This is a genomic window from Robertmurraya phoenicis, from assembly GCF_047302285.1.
In the GTDB taxonomy this organism is placed as follows: domain Bacteria; phylum Bacillota; class Bacilli; order Bacillales; family Cytobacillaceae; genus Robertmurraya.
Map to the genome: position 1 here is coordinate 1091627 of NZ_CP154845.1, position 16311 is coordinate 1107937.

The window sequence follows — 16311 nt, forward strand, 5'->3', positions numbered from 1 at the left end:
TCACTCCTTTAAGACAGCATCAATATATAGACTTGGATTTGCTAACGTCTCTGCTGCCTGAGAAATATACGGTAAAATGGCTTCTGTGCCGATACCGTACACTGCTGAAAGTATGACCAGAATGATTGGAGAAATGAGCAACCATTTAACAGGTGCTTTTTCCTCATTCGCATAGCTCCGGTCTTCTCCCCAAAAGCCGTTTATAAATATTTTCATGATCGAGAACAAAACGAGTAAGCTGGAGAGTAAAACAACTGCAGCACCGAAATAACTTTCTCCTTCAAATCCACCTTGGACAATCAGTACTTTTCCGATGAATCCACTTAAAGGTGGGATTCCAGCAAGAGCTAGCGCTGCAATAAAGAACGTCCAGCCAAGCCCAGGATAGCGCTTGATAAGACCACTCATATTGCGAAGATTACTTGTTCCCGTAATGGCAATGACGATTCCTGCAAGTAGGAAAAGACCTGCTTTAATAATCATATCGTGAATTAAATAGTAGATCGAGCCAGTAAAGGCGTTGATGTTCATCACAGAAATTCCATACAAAATGACTCCTACTGCGACAACGATGTTATAGATAATGATTTTTTTAATATCCCAATAGGCAATGGCCCCAATCACGCCAATAATAATCGTTAAAATCGCTAATACTTGCAAGATCTGATGAGTAAAGCCTACATCATGATAGAAAAATAACGTAAATGTTCTTGTGATTGAGTATACTCCTACTTTTGTTAACAATGCTCCGAACAATGCTAGTACAGGTGCTGGTGGTGCATAGTAAGAACCTGGCATCCAGAAATAAAGTGGGAAGATTGCTCCTTTTAATCCAAATACGATTAAAAGGAGTACTGCAATCACGGACAATATAGCCGGTTGTCCAATTTCAGACACGCGAGCTGAAATATGAGCCATATTTAACGTTCCAACCATGGAATAAAGGTAGGCAACGGCAATAACAAACAAAGCAGATGAAATAATATTTACGAGCAAATATTTAATCGATTCTCTTAACTGAATTTTTGTTCCACCTAGAACTAATAGTACATAGGAGGACATGAGCATCACTTCAAAGAATACAAATAGGTTGAAAATATCACCTGTTGAAAAGGCACCGTTAACTCCTACAATTAAAAAGTTGAAAACTGGATAATAGTAATAGTTTTCGCGTTCTTTTCCGATCGATTTAAAGGAATAGATCAGACACGTAAACGCTATTATGCTCGTTGTTAATACGAGTAAAGCAGAGAACATATCAGAAACAAGGCTGATTCCAAATGGAGCTTCCCAGCTAGCGATATTAAGTGTTTGAATCCCATTTTTGTGCACAATTTGAACCAATGTTAGGGCAACGATAATCGTTACAATAGAGGAAAGGGCAGAAATCCATCTTTGTATTTTGATTTTCTTATGGAATAAAATTAAAACGGCTGCCGTTAACAATGGGATGAGTATCGGCAAGATGACTAAATTATTCATTTCCTTCGGTTCCTCTCATCTGTTCAATATTATCTGTACCTAGTTCTTTATATGCCCTATATGCTAGTACTAAGAAAAAGGCCGTAACCCCAAAGCTAATAACAATCGCTGTTAAGATGAGTGCTTGAGGTAGAGGGTCAGTGTAGTTCGGTGCATTTTCTCCTAAAAGCGGAGGTGCACCTCTCTTTAAACCACTCATCGTTAAAAGTAAAAGGTGAGCACCATGGCTGAGTAGCCCAGTACCAACAATAATTCGCAATAAACTTTTTGATAGCATTAAATAGGTGGCAATCATAAAGAGAATGCCTATAACAATCGACATTAGTATCTCCACTATTCATCCTCTCCTATCGTTTGAATAATGGTCATTGTAACTCCCACAACTACTAAATAAACACCTAAGTCAAAGAGCGTAGCTGTATGAAGTGAAATATCCCCAAGTACTGGTAAATCAATATGACCAAATGCATGGGTTAAAAATGGGACATTAAAAAATATCGCTCCTGCACTTGTTCCAATGGCAAATAATAAACCTATTCCTGTCATGATTCGGTAATTAAACGGTAAAATAATCGAAACTGTTTTGATGTCGTAAGCGATGAGCATAAGAACGATCGCTCCTGCCGTCATCAAGCCACCGATAAAACCTCCTCCAGGGTAATAATGTCCTGCGAAAAAGATATAAACAGAGAAGAGGATGATGATAAAGAGAACAAGTCGGATCATTGTTTCGAGAATAACATTATTATGGGATCTCATTCCTCTTCCCTCCTTGCAAGTCGAAGTTTAATCATGCCGAAAATTCCCAACGCTGCTATAGCAAGAACGGCAATTTCAAATAATGTATCAAATCCACGGAAGTCAACGAGGATGACGTTGACCATGTTTTTCCCAGCAGCTTTCTCATACGTATTTTCAATATAGTATTGTGAAATCGAAGGGAAAAATTTATTACTATGTGCTGATAAAGCAATTAATGTAACAACTACTCCCACTCCGACGGATACGATAGCATTGGTGAGCTTAAAGCGAATACGCGTTTCTTCACGACGTAGTTTCGGTAAATGATAGAAACACACTAAAAATAAGGCTACTGAAACGGTTTCGATGACTAGTTGTGTTAAGGCAAGATCAGGTGCTCTAAATAGGACATAAAAGAGTGAAACCGTATAGCCGACAGCTCCTAATAAAATAATCTGTGACAATCTTGTTTTAGCAAATAAAATACTGGCTGCCGCAATAACAATGAGAAGGGCTAGCAGTACCTCGTAAATGCCAATCGAGGCAAGCTTGCTCGTATCCATTTTAAAGGCGTTTTTGTAAAACAGAGAAGTTGCCAAGATGACAATAAAGAATGTGAAAATATAGACTAAGTAAGAACGAATAGAACCATTCATATATGATTTTGTGAATTTATAAGAGCCAGTTTGTGCTCTTTCAACAGCGCCATCGTAAAAACGATTTAGCGTTAGCTTCTCAGGGAATAGGTCATAAATTCTTCTCCATTTTGGAAGTGTTAAGTAGAGAAGAAGCCCAACCGCTATAACCCCCAATGTCATAAATAGTTCAGGATTGAATCCATGCCATTGATAGATATGAACCACAAATTCTGTTCCTTCTGTTAATAAACTTGGGAGAATCGAGACAAGCGCTGGTGAAATTAGATTGTCTGATAACAGGGAATTCGGAAAGAAGAAAATGATGATCACTAATGAAGCAAGAATGATCGGTGAAATGAGCATTCCTAAAGGTGCTTCATGTGGTTTCTTATCCAATTTCTCTGGTTGATATTTTCCTGTGAAGGTTTTAAAAACAAGAACCATACTGTAAATGAATGTGAACACACTTGCTACCCAAGCTAGGATTGGGAAAAGGATGGCAAATGTATCAAAGCTAAAGAAATCCATTTCAAGAACGGTAAGCATTCCTGTAAAGAACATTTCCTTACTTAGGAATCCGTTGAATGGCGGTAATCCAGCCATAGAAAATGCACCAATCATCGCAAGTGTAAAGGTGATCGGCATAAAGTTAATTAATCCACCAAGCTTACGTATATCTCTTGTCCCTGTTTCATGGTCGACAATTCCAACAACCATGAACAAGCTCCCTTTAAAGGTGGCATGGTTGATCAGATGGAAAATAGCGGCTGTTGTAGCAACCACATAGATATTATCATCTAACCCATCATAGTGTAGCGATGCTGCTCCGACACCTAGAAGGGACATAATTAACCCAAGCTGACTTACGGTAGAAAAGGCAAGAATGCTTTTTAGATCGGTTTGCTTAACAGCTGAGAAGGAGCCCCAAAATAATGTGAAAATCCCAAAACTCGCAACTAACCATAACCATAAACCGTCAACAGCGAAAACAGGCGTTAATCTTGCGACTAAATAGATACCTGCTTTTACCATTGTTGCCGAGTGTAAATAAGCACTTACTGGGGTTGGTGCTTCCATTGCATCTGGAAGCCAGATATGAAATGGAAACTGAGCTGACTTTGTAAAAGCTCCTAACAATACACAAATTAACGCAGGAACAAATAATGGATGTGTTAAAATCACGCTTGATTGTGTAATAATTTCCGTAATACTAAAGCTTCCTGTCATGAGGTATAACAAAATTATACCTCCGAGCATAGAAAGACCACCGAAAACCGTTATCAGCATTGATTTCTGTGCACCATATCGGGATTTCTCACGATGATACCAATACCCGATTAATAAAAAGGATGAAAAGCTTGTTAACTCCCAAAAAGCATACATCACAATTAAATTATCAGATAAAACGACTCCGAGCATAGCGCCCATAAAGAGCAGTAAATAGACATAGAAGTTATGCAGTTGTTCTTTTTCTTTTGATAAATAATAAATAGAGTAGAGGACAACAAGGGCGCCAATCCCTGTAATTAATAAGGCAAATAACAGTCCGAGCCCGTCCACCTTGGCTGTGAAGTTGATCCCGAGTGTTGGAATCCATTCCAAGGTTTCCATAACGATTTCTTTATCCCTAGTGAGTGAGATAAAGGAAAAGAAGTAAGCGAATAAAAGAATGGGTATTGGTAGAACAAACCATCCAGTATGTATCTGGCGGAAGCCTTTATAGAAAAATGGAACCACTATAGCAAAAATTAATGGAGCGATAATGGCTAAATGCAATAATGACAAAACAAACCCCCCTCAATAAATCGTATCCACATGATAGTGGCAAAATAATCTCTTTTAAATTTGGGAAATAAGGTAATACTCTATCCATGTTTCCCCATTTATGTCTGCAAAATTCTACTCTATTTTTGCTTCAACATAAAAGAAGTGTATCGTTTCATTTTGGTTTCAGTGCCCACTGAAAAATCGAAATGATTCCGTTTGCTTTTTTATGCACAAATAAAATTATACATGAAAAAGTGTAGAGGTGCATGTCTCAATAGCTTATGGCTAAAGGATTATTCTTTTTATTATAAATAGGAAGAAATGCGTAAATTTGATATAAAAATTTTTTCGTTTTCGACTGTTTTTTATGGTTAAAACCGTCTCTTAAACGAGAAAATATTGAGACAAAATGTATTCATGTATAAAATTTATTGTTTTTTCGCACACTACTTAGTAGATGGGGGTGTGCTATGAAAAGGAAAATAATCGCATCCATTTCAATATTTCTCCTTTTATTTTCATTAGCATGGTTATGGGATAATCAAAATTCAAGAGAATTTTATGACCCAAATTTGGCAGATGGGGATGATGAAGTTGTGGAAATCATGCCGATTTCCAACCCATTCAGTATGCCAAGAAAATATGAAGTATTCAAAGCGCGAGAATACGTTCGTATTGAGGAGTTATAAAAATAGTAACGAGAAAGCTCAGAGTTTTTGCTCTGGGCTAATTTTTTCCTCCAAAAGTTTTTTCGCTAGTTGAAGAAAAGGCATGAATCGAACTATACTAAAGAAGCAGTTCATTTTATAGGCACTTTTGGAGAAATTTAATGAAAAATACATATTTTACTAGCTATTTTCCACTATTAGCGATTCTTTTATTTAGTTTATCTCTTGCTATTCGAGTCGAAATGACCGTAATCGACTTATTAAAAAAAGCAGGAATATATGAGGGAATGAAGGAATTCTTTTCAGATGGTGGGATTCAATTGGCCCTGCTTGTTTTACTTCTTGTACTATTTTTCATGGTGTTTGCAGCCCTTAAGTTAATTGCGAATACGATTAATGAACTATCCCTGCTTTTTTTCTCAAAAGAATCTGAGGGTGACAGCTTAAAACAAATACGAGCGGGATCTACTATCTATTTTATTGGAGGAGCCTTATCTCTTTTAAGTTTGTATAGCTTGCTCGGTATTGGGGCCATTTTGGTAGGAGCAACGATTGCTTACTTTATTTATTTTGTCTATAAAATCAGTTCCTCGATGTCCTTCTTGGGCACGGTCGGGGTTATATTTTTTCAAGTAGTTGTTTGGTCCTCGATTTTGAGTGGGGTCATTTATATTGCTTTGAAAGTGTATAACAGCATAATGGCAAGCTTGCCAATTTAAGAACGAAGGATGCTCATAGGAAGTGGGCATTCTTTTTTTGTACTCTAGAGAGGTGTGACAAAAGTAACTGATGCGCCTATTTATAATCGTTATAATTAAATAAAAAGTATAAAAAACCTAAGGGAATCAGGTGATTAGTATGCATGGAAAAGGACACCCACATGGAAAAGGGCAACAACCACATATGGGAAAACCGATAGATTATAATGAGAATCCGTTTATTGCGATCTGGGAGGTTACAAGAGCCTGTCAGTTAAAATGTGTACATTGTCGTGCTGATGCACAAACGAAACCGCATCCAAATGAGCTTTCCCATGAAGAAGGAATCAAGCTGATTGATCAAATTTATGAAATGAACAATCCGATGCTCGTATTTACGGGTGGAGATTGTATGATGAGAGAGGACCTTTTTGAGCTAGCAGAATATGCAGTGAATAAAGGAATGCGCGTTTCCATGACTCCGAGTGCTACAGCAAATGTAACGAAGGAAAAAATGGAAAGAGCGAAAAATGTTGGCCTTTCAAGATGGGGATTCAGTTTAGATGGTCCAACGCCTGAAATTCACGACCATTTTAGAGGAACTCCAGGATCTTTTGATCTGACAATAGAGAAAATTAAATATTTGAATGAACTCAATATGCCATTGCAAATCAATACCGTTATTTCTCGCTATAATTACGATCATCTTGAACAAATGGTCGAAGTAGTGAAGGATCTTAAAGCGGTTATGTGGTATATTTTCCTATTAGTTCCAACGGGAAGAGGACAAGAGGATGCTTGTATTACACCAGCTGAGCATGAGAAGGTATTTAGATGGCTATATGAATTAAGTAAAACAGCACCGTTTGATATTAAAACAACGGCTGCCCAACATTATCGAAGAGTGGTGCTTCAGCAAAAAGCAAGAGAGCATAAGATTGATGGAGCGGATATCCGCTATGAAGATACGATTACAACTGATCACGCTTCTATGATTGATGGTTTAAAACGCGCGCCTAAAGGGGTTAATGATGGAAATGGGTTTATCTTCATTTCCCATGTTGGAGACGTACTTCCAAGTGGTCTTCTTCCCATTAAAGTTGGAAATGTAAGAGAGAAGCCATTAAAGGAAATTTACCGTGAATCTCCAGTGCTTAAAGAGCTTCGTAAACCTGACTTGTATAAAGGAAAATGCGGAGTATGTGAGTATCGCTTTGTATGTGGAGGGTCTCGTTCTAGAACGTATGCAGTCACAGGAGACTATTTAGAAAGTGAACCATATTGCGTATACATTCCAATGGCAATGCGAGATAAAAAGCAGGAAGTGGAAGTATAAATAAAAAAGAGGTTGTACCAATCAAAATTGGTGCAGCCTCTTTTTGTCTGTCCTATTGTATTCCAGAGACAATTTCCTTCCAAATGCGTTGATGCGGTGCCACTGACTCCACATATTTAATATTGGCAGGTGTATCCTTTCCAATCCAAACACCTGCTGTAATTGAATCGGTCAGTCCAATGAACCAAAAATCATGATAATCATTCGTAGTGCCAGTTTTTCCTCCGATATATGAACTTGGAAAATAAGCTTTTTTGCCTGTGCCTGACGTGACTACTTTGTTTAAAGCAGTTCTCATTTTCGAAATAGTGGAGAGATTCCACACGTGAACAGCACTGTCTTCCCATTGATAAAGGATATTTCCGTTCAAGTCCGTAACCTTTCGAATGGCTCGCGCTGGCTGATAAAATCCTTCAGTACCAAAAACCGTAAATGCATTCGTCATCTCTAGTGAGGTCATCCCGTAAGAAAAACCTCCAATCGCGGATGGCAAGCGTCGATCCTCTTCTGTTACCCTTTTAAATTGAAATTTATTTAAGTCATTAAAGGCATGTTCAATACCTGTTTTATTTAAAATACGTACAGCTGGTGTATTGTAAGAGCGCATGATCGCTTGTTCAAGCGTCACCATTCCATATGTACCACCACCATAGTTTTTTGGACAATACTCATTTGCGCAATAATTGTCAGCACTTATCTTTTCCTCAAGCGATGCATTTGTCTGATTGATATAAGGTCCGTATACAAGTAGTGGCTTAATCGCTGAACCAGGCTGACGGTAACCTTGAAAAGCGCGATTAAAATCGTATTTTTGATAATTTTTTCCACCGACAAGAGCCATGATCTCGTGGGCATGATGATCAATGACTGTTGCGGAACCCTCAATATTGTTATAAGGAAGGTATTTCTTAACCGCATTAACGGCCCTTTTCTGTACAATAGGATCTAATGCTGTCTCAATAATGACACCTGAAGCCAACACTTCCTGAACTCGAAGATTTATCTTGTTTTTCAGTTCTTCTTGTTGCTGAGGATTTGCCTGCTTGATTTGATCTTGAAAGCCTTCAGCCTGTGAAATCATTTCTTTTAATTCAGCTTCTACATATGTGACATAATCAGGATATAAGTCGGTTCTGCTTCGTAAATCAATGTCGATCGATTCCGTTTTCATGGAGAGCGCTTCTTCATTGGTGATGATCGTTTCTTTTTCCATTAAATCTATTAATCTCTCTTGACGGGCTTTCGTACGATCAAAATGTTTAATCGGGTTATAGAGTGAGGGGTTGTTCGGAATAGCTGCTAAAAAGGCTTGTTCAGCAGGTGTTAATTCCGCAGTTGTCTTTTGAAAATAAATATTGGCAGCTGCCTCAATTCCATAAGCTCCATTTTGAAAGTAGACAGTATTTATATAGAGTTCTAATATCTCTTCCTTAGAAAAAGTTCGTTCAAGCTGATAGGCGTACAGTACTTCACTGAGCTTACGATTGTAAGACTGCTCATAATTTAAATATAAGTTACGCGCCAACTGTTGTGTAATGGTGCTGGCCCCTTCTTCAATCCCATTTGCTTGGATGTTGGCAGCTAAGGCTCTTCCAATAGCCGTTAAATCAAAACCACGATGCAGATAAAAATGTTGATCCTCTGAAAGAATAAATAGATTTTTAGTGAATTCTGGTATACTTTCGGAGTTTATATAGATACGGTTCAGCGGTTTATATATTTCTGAGATAACCTGTCCATGTTTATCATGAATAAAGCTAGATTGATTGAGATCCGTTTGCTCGATATGTATACGTTCATCTAAAAAACTATGAAAACTTTGAACTTGGCCCATTTCAGTGGAAGTGAGCATGACAAGAACAATAAAAATAGGCAAGAACAAAATAATAAATAAATAGCCGGTGAGCATACGCCCCATGACAGATCCATTCCTTTTCAAAAACTTCGTTATCAACACAGTAAAGTTCCAAATTCTAGAACTTACATCATTATATGTGATCCATCGTTAATCCACAATGTCAGAAAAAATCTTTAAGGTGGAAAAGTTTTAGAAAAGTGCCTTCTTTTTACAGAAAAGTTAAAAAACTAAGTTTAAAAAATGATATAATAAAAAGATAATAGTTTCTGAAGGGAGGGAAAAAGGAAGTGGAGGAGCATCAATATTTATTTATTGACTTTGAATTTACAATGCCTGAAAGAAGTCCAAGATACAAAGGATTTTTTCCTGAGATTATTGAAGTAGGGATTGTAGACGTTCGAAATAATCAAATATATGAGCAATACTCATCCTATGTGTTGCCAGAACGTTTTCCCGTATTATCACAACGCTGTAAATCATTTTTGAATATTTCTCAAGAACAGGTGAACTCAGGTATCCCGTTCGCAGAACTTGTAAAGAAGTTCCAAGATATTACATCTGCTAGTAAAAAGAATACAGTTGTTACCTGGGGCAACATGGATATGAAGGTATTACGCAATAATTGTCAAAAAGGAAGCTACCCATTTCCGATCAAAGGGCAAGAAATTGATTTATCGATGGAATATAAACGTTTCTTCGGGGATCAAAATCAAACAGGATTATGGAAGGCTGTTCAGGAATACGGAAAAGAAGGAGTTGGAAAGCATCATAGAGCTCTTGATGATGCCCTGACGACCTATCATATTTTTAAATTAGTGGAAAAGGATAAAAAATACTTAAAGCAACACGAACCAACAACAATTGGGGATAGAGTAGATTTTTCAAAGCTCTTTAATAATCTAGCATAATAAGCCAAATCTATATTATATGATTTGGCTTATTATGATCTAATAATTTTATTTAAAATAATCCTTTTCGAGGATTTCTATATTTTTCAGGCTTTTTTCTGCCCATAGAGAATCTTCTGCTTGAAGTTCTTGCTTCATTTTTGCTAAAGCATCCTGTAAAGAGGGCAAGTATTCAGGAAATTCTCCCTCATATGGTTTAACCATTTTTTTCGGCATATTTGCCTGTTCCCTGTAAGCAAGTGCACGCCTTTCATGAAATAAAGGTACATCTACTTCCTTCCCGGAATGGATATCTCCTTGCATCGGATGTTTCGCTACTGCTAATACCCTCACTAAATAATTCTCCCCACGGATGTCGGTGATTTCGCCTATATATTTCCCTGTCTTATAAAAGGCTGTCACTGTATCGCCAATGTTTAATTCACTCATATGTATGCTCCTTTCTTAAAAATGATCTAATATAATTATGACGCAATTAAGTCAAAGCTACAACGTTTGAGGTAGAATATAAAAAGATAGCATGAATGTCTGGAGGGATTATGTTTGAAAAAACAACATTATATGATTATTGCTGTGGTGGCAGTCATCTTATTTGGAACTTATTTCTATTTATTAAAAAGTGGACAAGAAACTGGAAAACAAAAAAATGAAGACTTAACTTTTCCACAGTTAACAACAGAAGTTCTTGAAGGTGAACGTCTCGTAGAGATGGAAACATCAATGGGGAATATTAAAATTAAGTTATTTACAGAACAAGCTCCAAAAACAGTAGAGAATTTCATTACACATAGTGAAAACGGCTATTACGATGGCCTTACCTTCCATCGTGTGTTGAATGATTTTATGATTCAAGGTGGCGATCCCCTTGGCACAGGTGCAGGTGGGGAAAGTATCTATGGCGATTTTTTTGAAGATGAATTCTCAGACGAGCTTTATAACTTACGTGGTGCCTTATCGATGGCTAATTTTGGAGTAAAAAACACGAATTCAAGTCAGTTTTTCATTGTCCAACGAAAAGCAGTAGATGATAGCCAAATAAAAGACATGGAAAAAAACAATTATCCACAAGAAATCATTGATGCGTACAAAGCTAATGGGGGGACACCTTGGCTAGATCAGGTACATACCGTTTTTGGTCAAGTAGTTGAAGGAATGGATGTTGTTGATAAAATTGCGTCAGTCACAGTTGACTCGAGTGGGAAACCGGCTGAAGAAGTGCTGATTCAAAAAATAACCGTTTTAAAATAGATGACAGCATCTTAAGACTAAGTTAAATTGATGGTGGGACCGGCGATGGACTGATATAATAATTTAATGGACAGGAATATTTGGAATCGAAAAACAGAGAGGAAGATTTTCATGCTTCACTGGACGATTTTATCGCTCTTTTTATACTTCCCTGAGGATAAAACAGAGTACATCCCAGCGGCGATCACATCTGTTATTTTTGTCATCGGAGCGGTTTTAACGATGAGATTTATTATGAAAAAATCGAAGCAAGATGAAGAAAAAACAAAAGCTCTTGAAGAAAAAATGCTTCAGTACGCACAAGAGGAAAAGAAAGAATGAAACAGGAGCCATAGGGGACTCCTGTTTTAGATCACGTGAATGCTTTTTTTAAACGTTCCAATCCATCGACTAAAGTTTCACGGGTACAACCAATATTCATACGCACGAATCCTTCTCCACCTGGACCGTATTTTGGTCCTGGTTCAAGAGCAAGCTTTCCTTTTTTGATGAGTCGCTCTTTGAGTTCTTCGTCAGACAAGCCAAGTTTGCGACAGTCGATCCATAGTAAATATGTGCCGTCCGGCTCCATGACAGAAAGACTAGGTAATTCTTTTTCAATAAAACTAGTGGCGATCTCAACATTTTCTTTCAAATAATCTAATAATTCCTCAAGCCAAGTTTCTCCATATGTGTAAGCAGCTTCCATACCCATAACCCCAAACGTATTTAAGCTGAAAAACCCTAGCTTATTTTGCATATTTTGAAAGAGATCACGAAGCTCTTTGTTTGGAATTATTACCGCAGATGCTTGAAGACCGGCTAGATTAAAGGTCTTACTCGGTGCAATGCAAGTAATAATATGATCTGTAAATTTCTCATCTAATGAAGCAATCGGAAGGTGTTTGTTCGGCTTATACATAAGATCGGAATGAATCTCATCGGACAATATATAACAGTTATATTGTAAACAAAGATCTGCTATCTTCGTAAGCTCAGTCTCGTTCCAAGCACGACCACTTGGATTATGAGGGTTACATAGGATAAAGAGCTTTACCCCTTCTTTTAGTTTCTCCTCAAAATCTCCAAAATCAATTTCATAGCGATTATCTTTCAATGTTAGAGGTGAATTGACGACGACACGTTCATTCTTTTCAATCATATTGAAAAAAGGAGTATAGACAGGTGATTGAAGCATGACCTTATCTCCAGGTTCTGTCAGGGCCTGAATCGCAATTCCGATGGAAGGAACAACACCAGGGCTATAGAGAAGCCAAGACGGATGGATCTCCCAGTTGTGCCGTTTGTTTACCCATGACTGAACAGCCTGTGATACACGATCGGGAACGTATGTATATCCATAAATTCCATGGTCTAACCTATTTTTTAAAGCTTCTGTGACTTCATGTGGTGGTTGAAAGTCCATATCAGCTACCCACATTGGTAAGACTTCATTTGTCCCGAAAATTGCGTGATTTAATCCCCATTTTACAGAAGCTGTATTTTGGCGATCAATCTTATTATGAAAATCATATATACCCATTGCTGCACCCCATTTCAATAAATATAAAGTTCTTAATACTTATGATAGAATATATAGCAAAAAATAGAAACTAAAGTGATTGCTTCGGTTACTTAAATATAAATAATTAGGTGATATGTATGGAAATGCTGGAGACAAACTTAAAGCTCGTACTGACATTAAAAAAATGGGATCCCTTCAGACTTGGGGAAGAGGCATATGATCCAGAGATTGCCGATTCGATTGCAGCCGTTCATTTCATGGAAGAAGAAGGGGTGCTGGCCGAGAAAATTCAAGAGATTTATGAATTTTCTTTTGAGGAACGCATTCCTTTAGAAAAATGTCAGCAACTTGCTCGAGAACTCCTCGCCATTAAAAATGAGGGAAGTTGCTCGATCTAAAAACAGCTCCAAAGGGCTGTTTTTAGTTTGAAATAAATTCTCTTATATGTAAAAAAACATCTTCTGGTCTCTCCTCTGGAACTAAATGACCGGTTTCTTCGAATACTATTAGCTTAGATTGTTTCAGATCTTTGTGTAGTCGTTTGCCGATTTGTAGGGGTACGACTTTATCATGCTCGCCCCATATTAATAAACAAGGGGTTTCGATTTGTTGGAGCACTTGCGCAGGTAAATCTCCTTCACGATGGCGAATCAATCGGGTAAGCCCTTTAAAAATATCATCCTCTAAAAAAGGTCGCATATATCCATGAAACATCTCTTCATCAATTAAGGATTGATTGTAGACGACGTTTTGCAGGTTTTTCAATACACCTGAACGAGCTAAATGTCTTTTGACGATTAAATGAAAGAATGGAAGATAGCTCGCTAGGATTAAAGATTGTCTTGATCGCTCTAAATAACCTGAGCTGCAAAGTAATACAACTTTCTGAACGAGGTCTGGTCGTAAGTGGGCCATGTTCAAAGATATTTGTCCACCCATTGAATGTCCAACGGCAATGAATTCATGTACTCCAAGTTTTTGTGTGAGCTCAATAATCGAACTTGCCATATTCTTATAGGAATAAATATATTCTGTTGATTTCCCACTATTGCCAAAGGGAGGGAGATCAACACATACAACATTAAACTCTTCTTTTAATAACGGGATTAATCTTCGGAAACTAAAGGTGGAAGACAAAAACCCGTGTATTAAAACGAGCGTTAATGGTGACTCTTCATTTTTATAGTATTCATAGTAGAGGTCATTTCCATTAATTTGTTGATGACCTTTGTAATGAGGGTATTCCATGGAAATTCCTCCTTTTGTTTATTTCGTGTGAAACCTTGCGGTTTCACACGCCTTTTTCGCTCTAGGCTGAAAGGTAGCCCCAACATCATGAAACGCATTGAGAAAGCGAGCTTTCTCCTGCGTTTCATGATGTTGGGGCAAAATGAGCCAAAAATCTTAGGGTGTGGTAGCCCGTAGGTTTAGCCTTTAGAGTGAAATAAACGTTTTTTTGGGTTAATCTAAAATTGATTAACTTATGGATATTTTGCTATAATTTAGTTATTTTATGACAGGTGTATTTACTATTTTTTTATTCTAATTTGAATACGGTTGCCATAGTTTGTATTTGATATTGAAGGTGGGTCTTGGATGAAGTTAACGGATAAAGAGTTAGAGATTGTTGAGATTCTTGAAAAAGATGCACGGACAATGGTTGATGATATTGCCAAAATGGTGAATATTAGTGTAAAGGAGACGGAGGAATTAATCAAGAAATTAGAGGAGAATAATGTTATTGTTCAGTATTCCTCGATTGTTGATTGGTCCAAAATATCTGGTCATGAAGGGGTCACTGCGATGATCGATGTCAAGGTTACACCAAAACGTGGGGTGGGCTTTGATGAGATTGCTGAAAGAATTTATCGTTTTAAAGAAGTAAAGGCCCTTTATTTAATGTCTGGAGCGTATGATTTATCGGTTATTGTGGAAGGGAAATCAATGAATGAAGTGGCTAATTTTGTGTCACAGAAATTGTCTACATTAGATTCTGTTATTTCCACGACGACTCATTTTATCTTGAAAAAGTATAAGCATGACGGTACGATTTTTGAACAAGGTGACGATGACAAACGAATTGTGGTGTCCCCTTAATGAGGCAAACTAAAACATATTTATCTAAGACTGTGGAAGATTTGAAACCCTCAGGTATTCGCCGTTTTTTTGATCTTGCAGCGGGAATGGAAGGGGTTATTTCCTTGGGAGTAGGGGAACCAGATTTTGTTACCTCATGGTCAGTAAGAGAAGCGGCAATTCTTTCTCTTGAACAAGGCTATACATCCTATACGGCGAATGCAGGGCTGCTAGAATTAAGGGAAGAGATTGCCTCGTATATGGAGAAAGGCTTTGATTTAACGTATTCAGCAAGCAGTGAAATCATTGTGACAGTAGGAGCAAGTCAAGCTTTAGATATCGCCTTAAGAGCGATCGTGGACCCAGGTGACGAGGTAATTGTGATTGAGCCGAGCTTTGTGTCTTATGCGCCTCTTGTCAATTTGGCAGGAGGCAAAGGAATTACTGTTCAAACGAAAAAGGAAAATGGTTTCAAGGTTACACCAGCTGAGTTGGAGCAAGTTATTACTGAGCGAACAAAGGCCATTATTCTTTGCTCACCTAATAATCCAACTGGTACGATGCTAAATCAAGAAGATCTTGAAGCAATTGCAGATGTGGCCAAGAAGCACGATTTGGTCATTATTTCAGATGAAATATACGCAGAGCTTTCCTACGATGAGAAATTTGTTAGTTTTGCGGCGATTGAAGATATGAGAGAGAGAACAATTTTGATTTCAGGTTTTTCCAAGGGATTTGCGATGACAGGATGGCGCTTAGGCTTTGTCTGTGCGCCAAAGGAATTGACGGAAGCAATGCTGAAAATTCACCAATACGCCATGATGTGTGCACCGACGATGGCCCAATTCGCAGCGGTTGAAGCATTGAGAAATGGGCATGAGGATGTCAATGAGATGAGGAAAAGCTATCGCCGGAGAAGGAATTATTTTGTTCAATCATTAAATGAAATCGGTCTTGAATGCCATATTCCAGGTGGAGCGTTCTATGCGTTTCCGTCTATTAAGTGCACAGGATTAACTTCAGAACAGTTTGCTGAGAGATTGTTAATTGAGGAAAAAGTCGCTGTCGTCCCAGGAAATGTATTTGGTGAAAGTGGTGAAGGGCATATTCGCTGCTCCTATGCATCTTCGATGGAGCAATTGCAGGAGTCGATTAAGAGAATGAAAAGCTTTATAATGAGGCAAACGTAAAATTTATTAGAGATGCTAAGCGCTAGTTGGCATCTCTTTATTTTTGTCCAGGAATTTATCAATTCCCTCGACTTGTAAATAAAATGTTCGTATAAACAGTAGGAGTATCGGTATGAAATAATAACAGGGAAAATTCCGCTTAATGAGCAAGCATCATGAAAAAGAGCCGAAATAACAGGAAAAATTCCTGCTATTCC

17 protein-coding genes are annotated in these 16311 nt (G+C 37.7%); 9 read left to right on the top strand and 8 right to left on the bottom strand.

The window, feature by feature from the left end; genetic code table 11:
* Genes AA0X71_RS05265 through AA0X71_RS05280 form a run of 4 tightly spaced genes read right to left on the bottom strand, consistent with a single transcriptional unit; the run spans position 1 to position 4646 of the window.
* A complete protein-coding gene (locus AA0X71_RS05265; protein ID WP_413360047.1) occupies positions 1-1482 on the bottom strand; it encodes a Na+/H+ antiporter subunit D in 1482 nt (493 codons plus the stop codon).
* Complete coding sequence (locus AA0X71_RS05270) at positions 1475-1816, bottom strand: Na(+)/H(+) antiporter subunit C (protein WP_413360049.1); 342 nt, start codon at positions 1814-1816, stop codon at positions 1475-1477. Before AA0X71_RS05270 ends, AA0X71_RS05265 begins: the two co-directional genes overlap by 8 nt.
* Positions 1816-2241, bottom strand: a complete 426-nt coding sequence (locus AA0X71_RS05275) for a Na(+)/H(+) antiporter subunit B (RefSeq protein WP_413360051.1) — start codon at positions 2239-2241, stop codon at positions 1816-1818. Before AA0X71_RS05275 ends, AA0X71_RS05270 begins: the two co-directional genes overlap by 1 nt.
* Positions 2238-4646, bottom strand: a complete 2409-nt coding sequence (locus tag AA0X71_RS05280) for a Na+/H+ antiporter subunit A (protein WP_413360054.1) — start codon at positions 4644-4646, stop codon at positions 2238-2240. Before AA0X71_RS05280 ends, AA0X71_RS05275 begins: the two co-directional genes overlap by 4 nt.
* 452 nt (positions 4647-5098) lie before the next feature.
* Here AA0X71_RS05280 and AA0X71_RS05285 point away from each other — a divergent pair, with 452 nt between their 5' ends.
* The 3 genes from AA0X71_RS05285 (at position 5099) to AA0X71_RS05295 (ending at position 7330) form a co-directional block, all read left to right on the top strand.
* Positions 5099-5317: a hypothetical protein gene (locus AA0X71_RS05285; protein WP_413360056.1), complete on the top strand. Its 219-nt coding sequence runs from the start codon at positions 5099-5101 to the stop codon at positions 5315-5317.
* A gap of 140 nt (positions 5318-5457) precedes the next feature.
* Complete coding sequence (locus AA0X71_RS05290) at positions 5458-6015, top strand: DUF5366 family protein (protein ID WP_413360058.1); 558 nt, start codon at positions 5458-5460, stop codon at positions 6013-6015.
* Between the two features lie 139 nt (positions 6016-6154).
* The gene (locus tag AA0X71_RS05295; RefSeq protein ID WP_413360060.1) at positions 6155-7330 is read left to right on the top strand and encodes a TIGR04053 family radical SAM/SPASM domain-containing protein; all 1176 of its coding nucleotides are present in this window, start codon (positions 6155-6157) and stop codon (positions 7328-7330) included.
* Between the two features lie 52 nt (positions 7331-7382).
* On the opposite strand, the gene AA0X71_RS05300 is transcribed toward AA0X71_RS05295, so the two are convergent.
* Positions 7383-9248 (bottom strand): transglycosylase domain-containing protein, encoded by a 1866-nt coding sequence (locus tag AA0X71_RS05300; protein WP_413360062.1) that lies wholly within the window; start codon positions 9246-9248, stop codon positions 7383-7385.
* 227 nt (positions 9249-9475) lie between these two features.
* On the opposite strand from AA0X71_RS05300, the gene kapD reads away from it, so the two are divergent.
* Complete coding sequence (kapD, locus tag AA0X71_RS05305; RefSeq protein WP_413360065.1) at positions 9476-10096, top strand: 3'-5' exonuclease KapD; 621 nt, start codon at positions 9476-9478, stop codon at positions 10094-10096.
* 48 nt (positions 10097-10144) lie between these two features.
* On the opposite strand, the gene AA0X71_RS05310 is transcribed toward kapD, so the two are convergent.
* Complete coding sequence (locus AA0X71_RS05310; protein ID WP_413360067.1) at positions 10145-10525, bottom strand: kinase-associated lipoprotein B; 381 nt, start codon at positions 10523-10525, stop codon at positions 10145-10147.
* Between the two features lie 114 nt (positions 10526-10639).
* On the opposite strand from AA0X71_RS05310, the gene AA0X71_RS05315 reads away from it, so the two are divergent.
* Together AA0X71_RS05315 and AA0X71_RS05320 are read left to right on the top strand one after the other, a co-directional pair.
* Positions 10640-11344, top strand: a complete 705-nt coding sequence (locus AA0X71_RS05315; protein ID WP_413360069.1) for a peptidylprolyl isomerase — start codon at positions 10640-10642, stop codon at positions 11342-11344.
* A gap of 111 nt (positions 11345-11455) precedes the next feature.
* Positions 11456-11665, top strand: coding sequence for a hypothetical protein (locus tag AA0X71_RS05320; RefSeq protein ID WP_413360071.1), 210 nt, complete (start codon positions 11456-11458; stop codon positions 11663-11665).
* 31 nt (positions 11666-11696) lie between these two features.
* On the opposite strand, the gene AA0X71_RS05325 is transcribed toward AA0X71_RS05320, so the two are convergent.
* Complete coding sequence (locus AA0X71_RS05325; RefSeq protein WP_413360074.1) at positions 11697-12866, bottom strand: MalY/PatB family protein; 1170 nt, start codon at positions 12864-12866, stop codon at positions 11697-11699.
* A gap of 119 nt (positions 12867-12985) precedes the next feature.
* Here AA0X71_RS05325 and AA0X71_RS05330 point away from each other — a divergent pair, with 119 nt between their 5' ends.
* Positions 12986-13246 carry a DUF1871 family protein gene (locus AA0X71_RS05330; protein ID WP_413360077.1) on the top strand — a complete coding sequence of 87 codons (261 nt, stop codon included), beginning with the start codon at positions 12986-12988 and terminating at the stop codon, positions 13244-13246.
* 22 nt (positions 13247-13268) lie between these two features.
* Here AA0X71_RS05330 and AA0X71_RS05335 read toward each other — a convergent pair whose 3' ends face one another.
* On the bottom strand, positions 13269-14096 hold the full coding sequence (locus AA0X71_RS05335) for an alpha/beta fold hydrolase (protein WP_413360080.1): 828 nt from the start codon (positions 14094-14096) through the stop codon (positions 13269-13271).
* 348 nt (positions 14097-14444) lie between these two features.
* Here AA0X71_RS05335 and AA0X71_RS05340 point away from each other — a divergent pair, with 348 nt between their 5' ends.
* Together AA0X71_RS05340 and AA0X71_RS05345 are read left to right on the top strand one after the other, a co-directional pair.
* Positions 14445-14945, top strand: a complete 501-nt coding sequence (locus AA0X71_RS05340; protein ID WP_413360082.1) for an Lrp/AsnC family transcriptional regulator — start codon at positions 14445-14447, stop codon at positions 14943-14945.
* On the top strand, positions 14945-16114 hold the full coding sequence (locus AA0X71_RS05345) for an aminotransferase (protein WP_413360085.1): 1170 nt from the start codon (positions 14945-14947) through the stop codon (positions 16112-16114). The genes AA0X71_RS05340 and AA0X71_RS05345 overlap by 1 nt, the downstream gene beginning before the upstream one ends.
* Positions 16115-16311 lie beyond the last annotated feature (197 nt).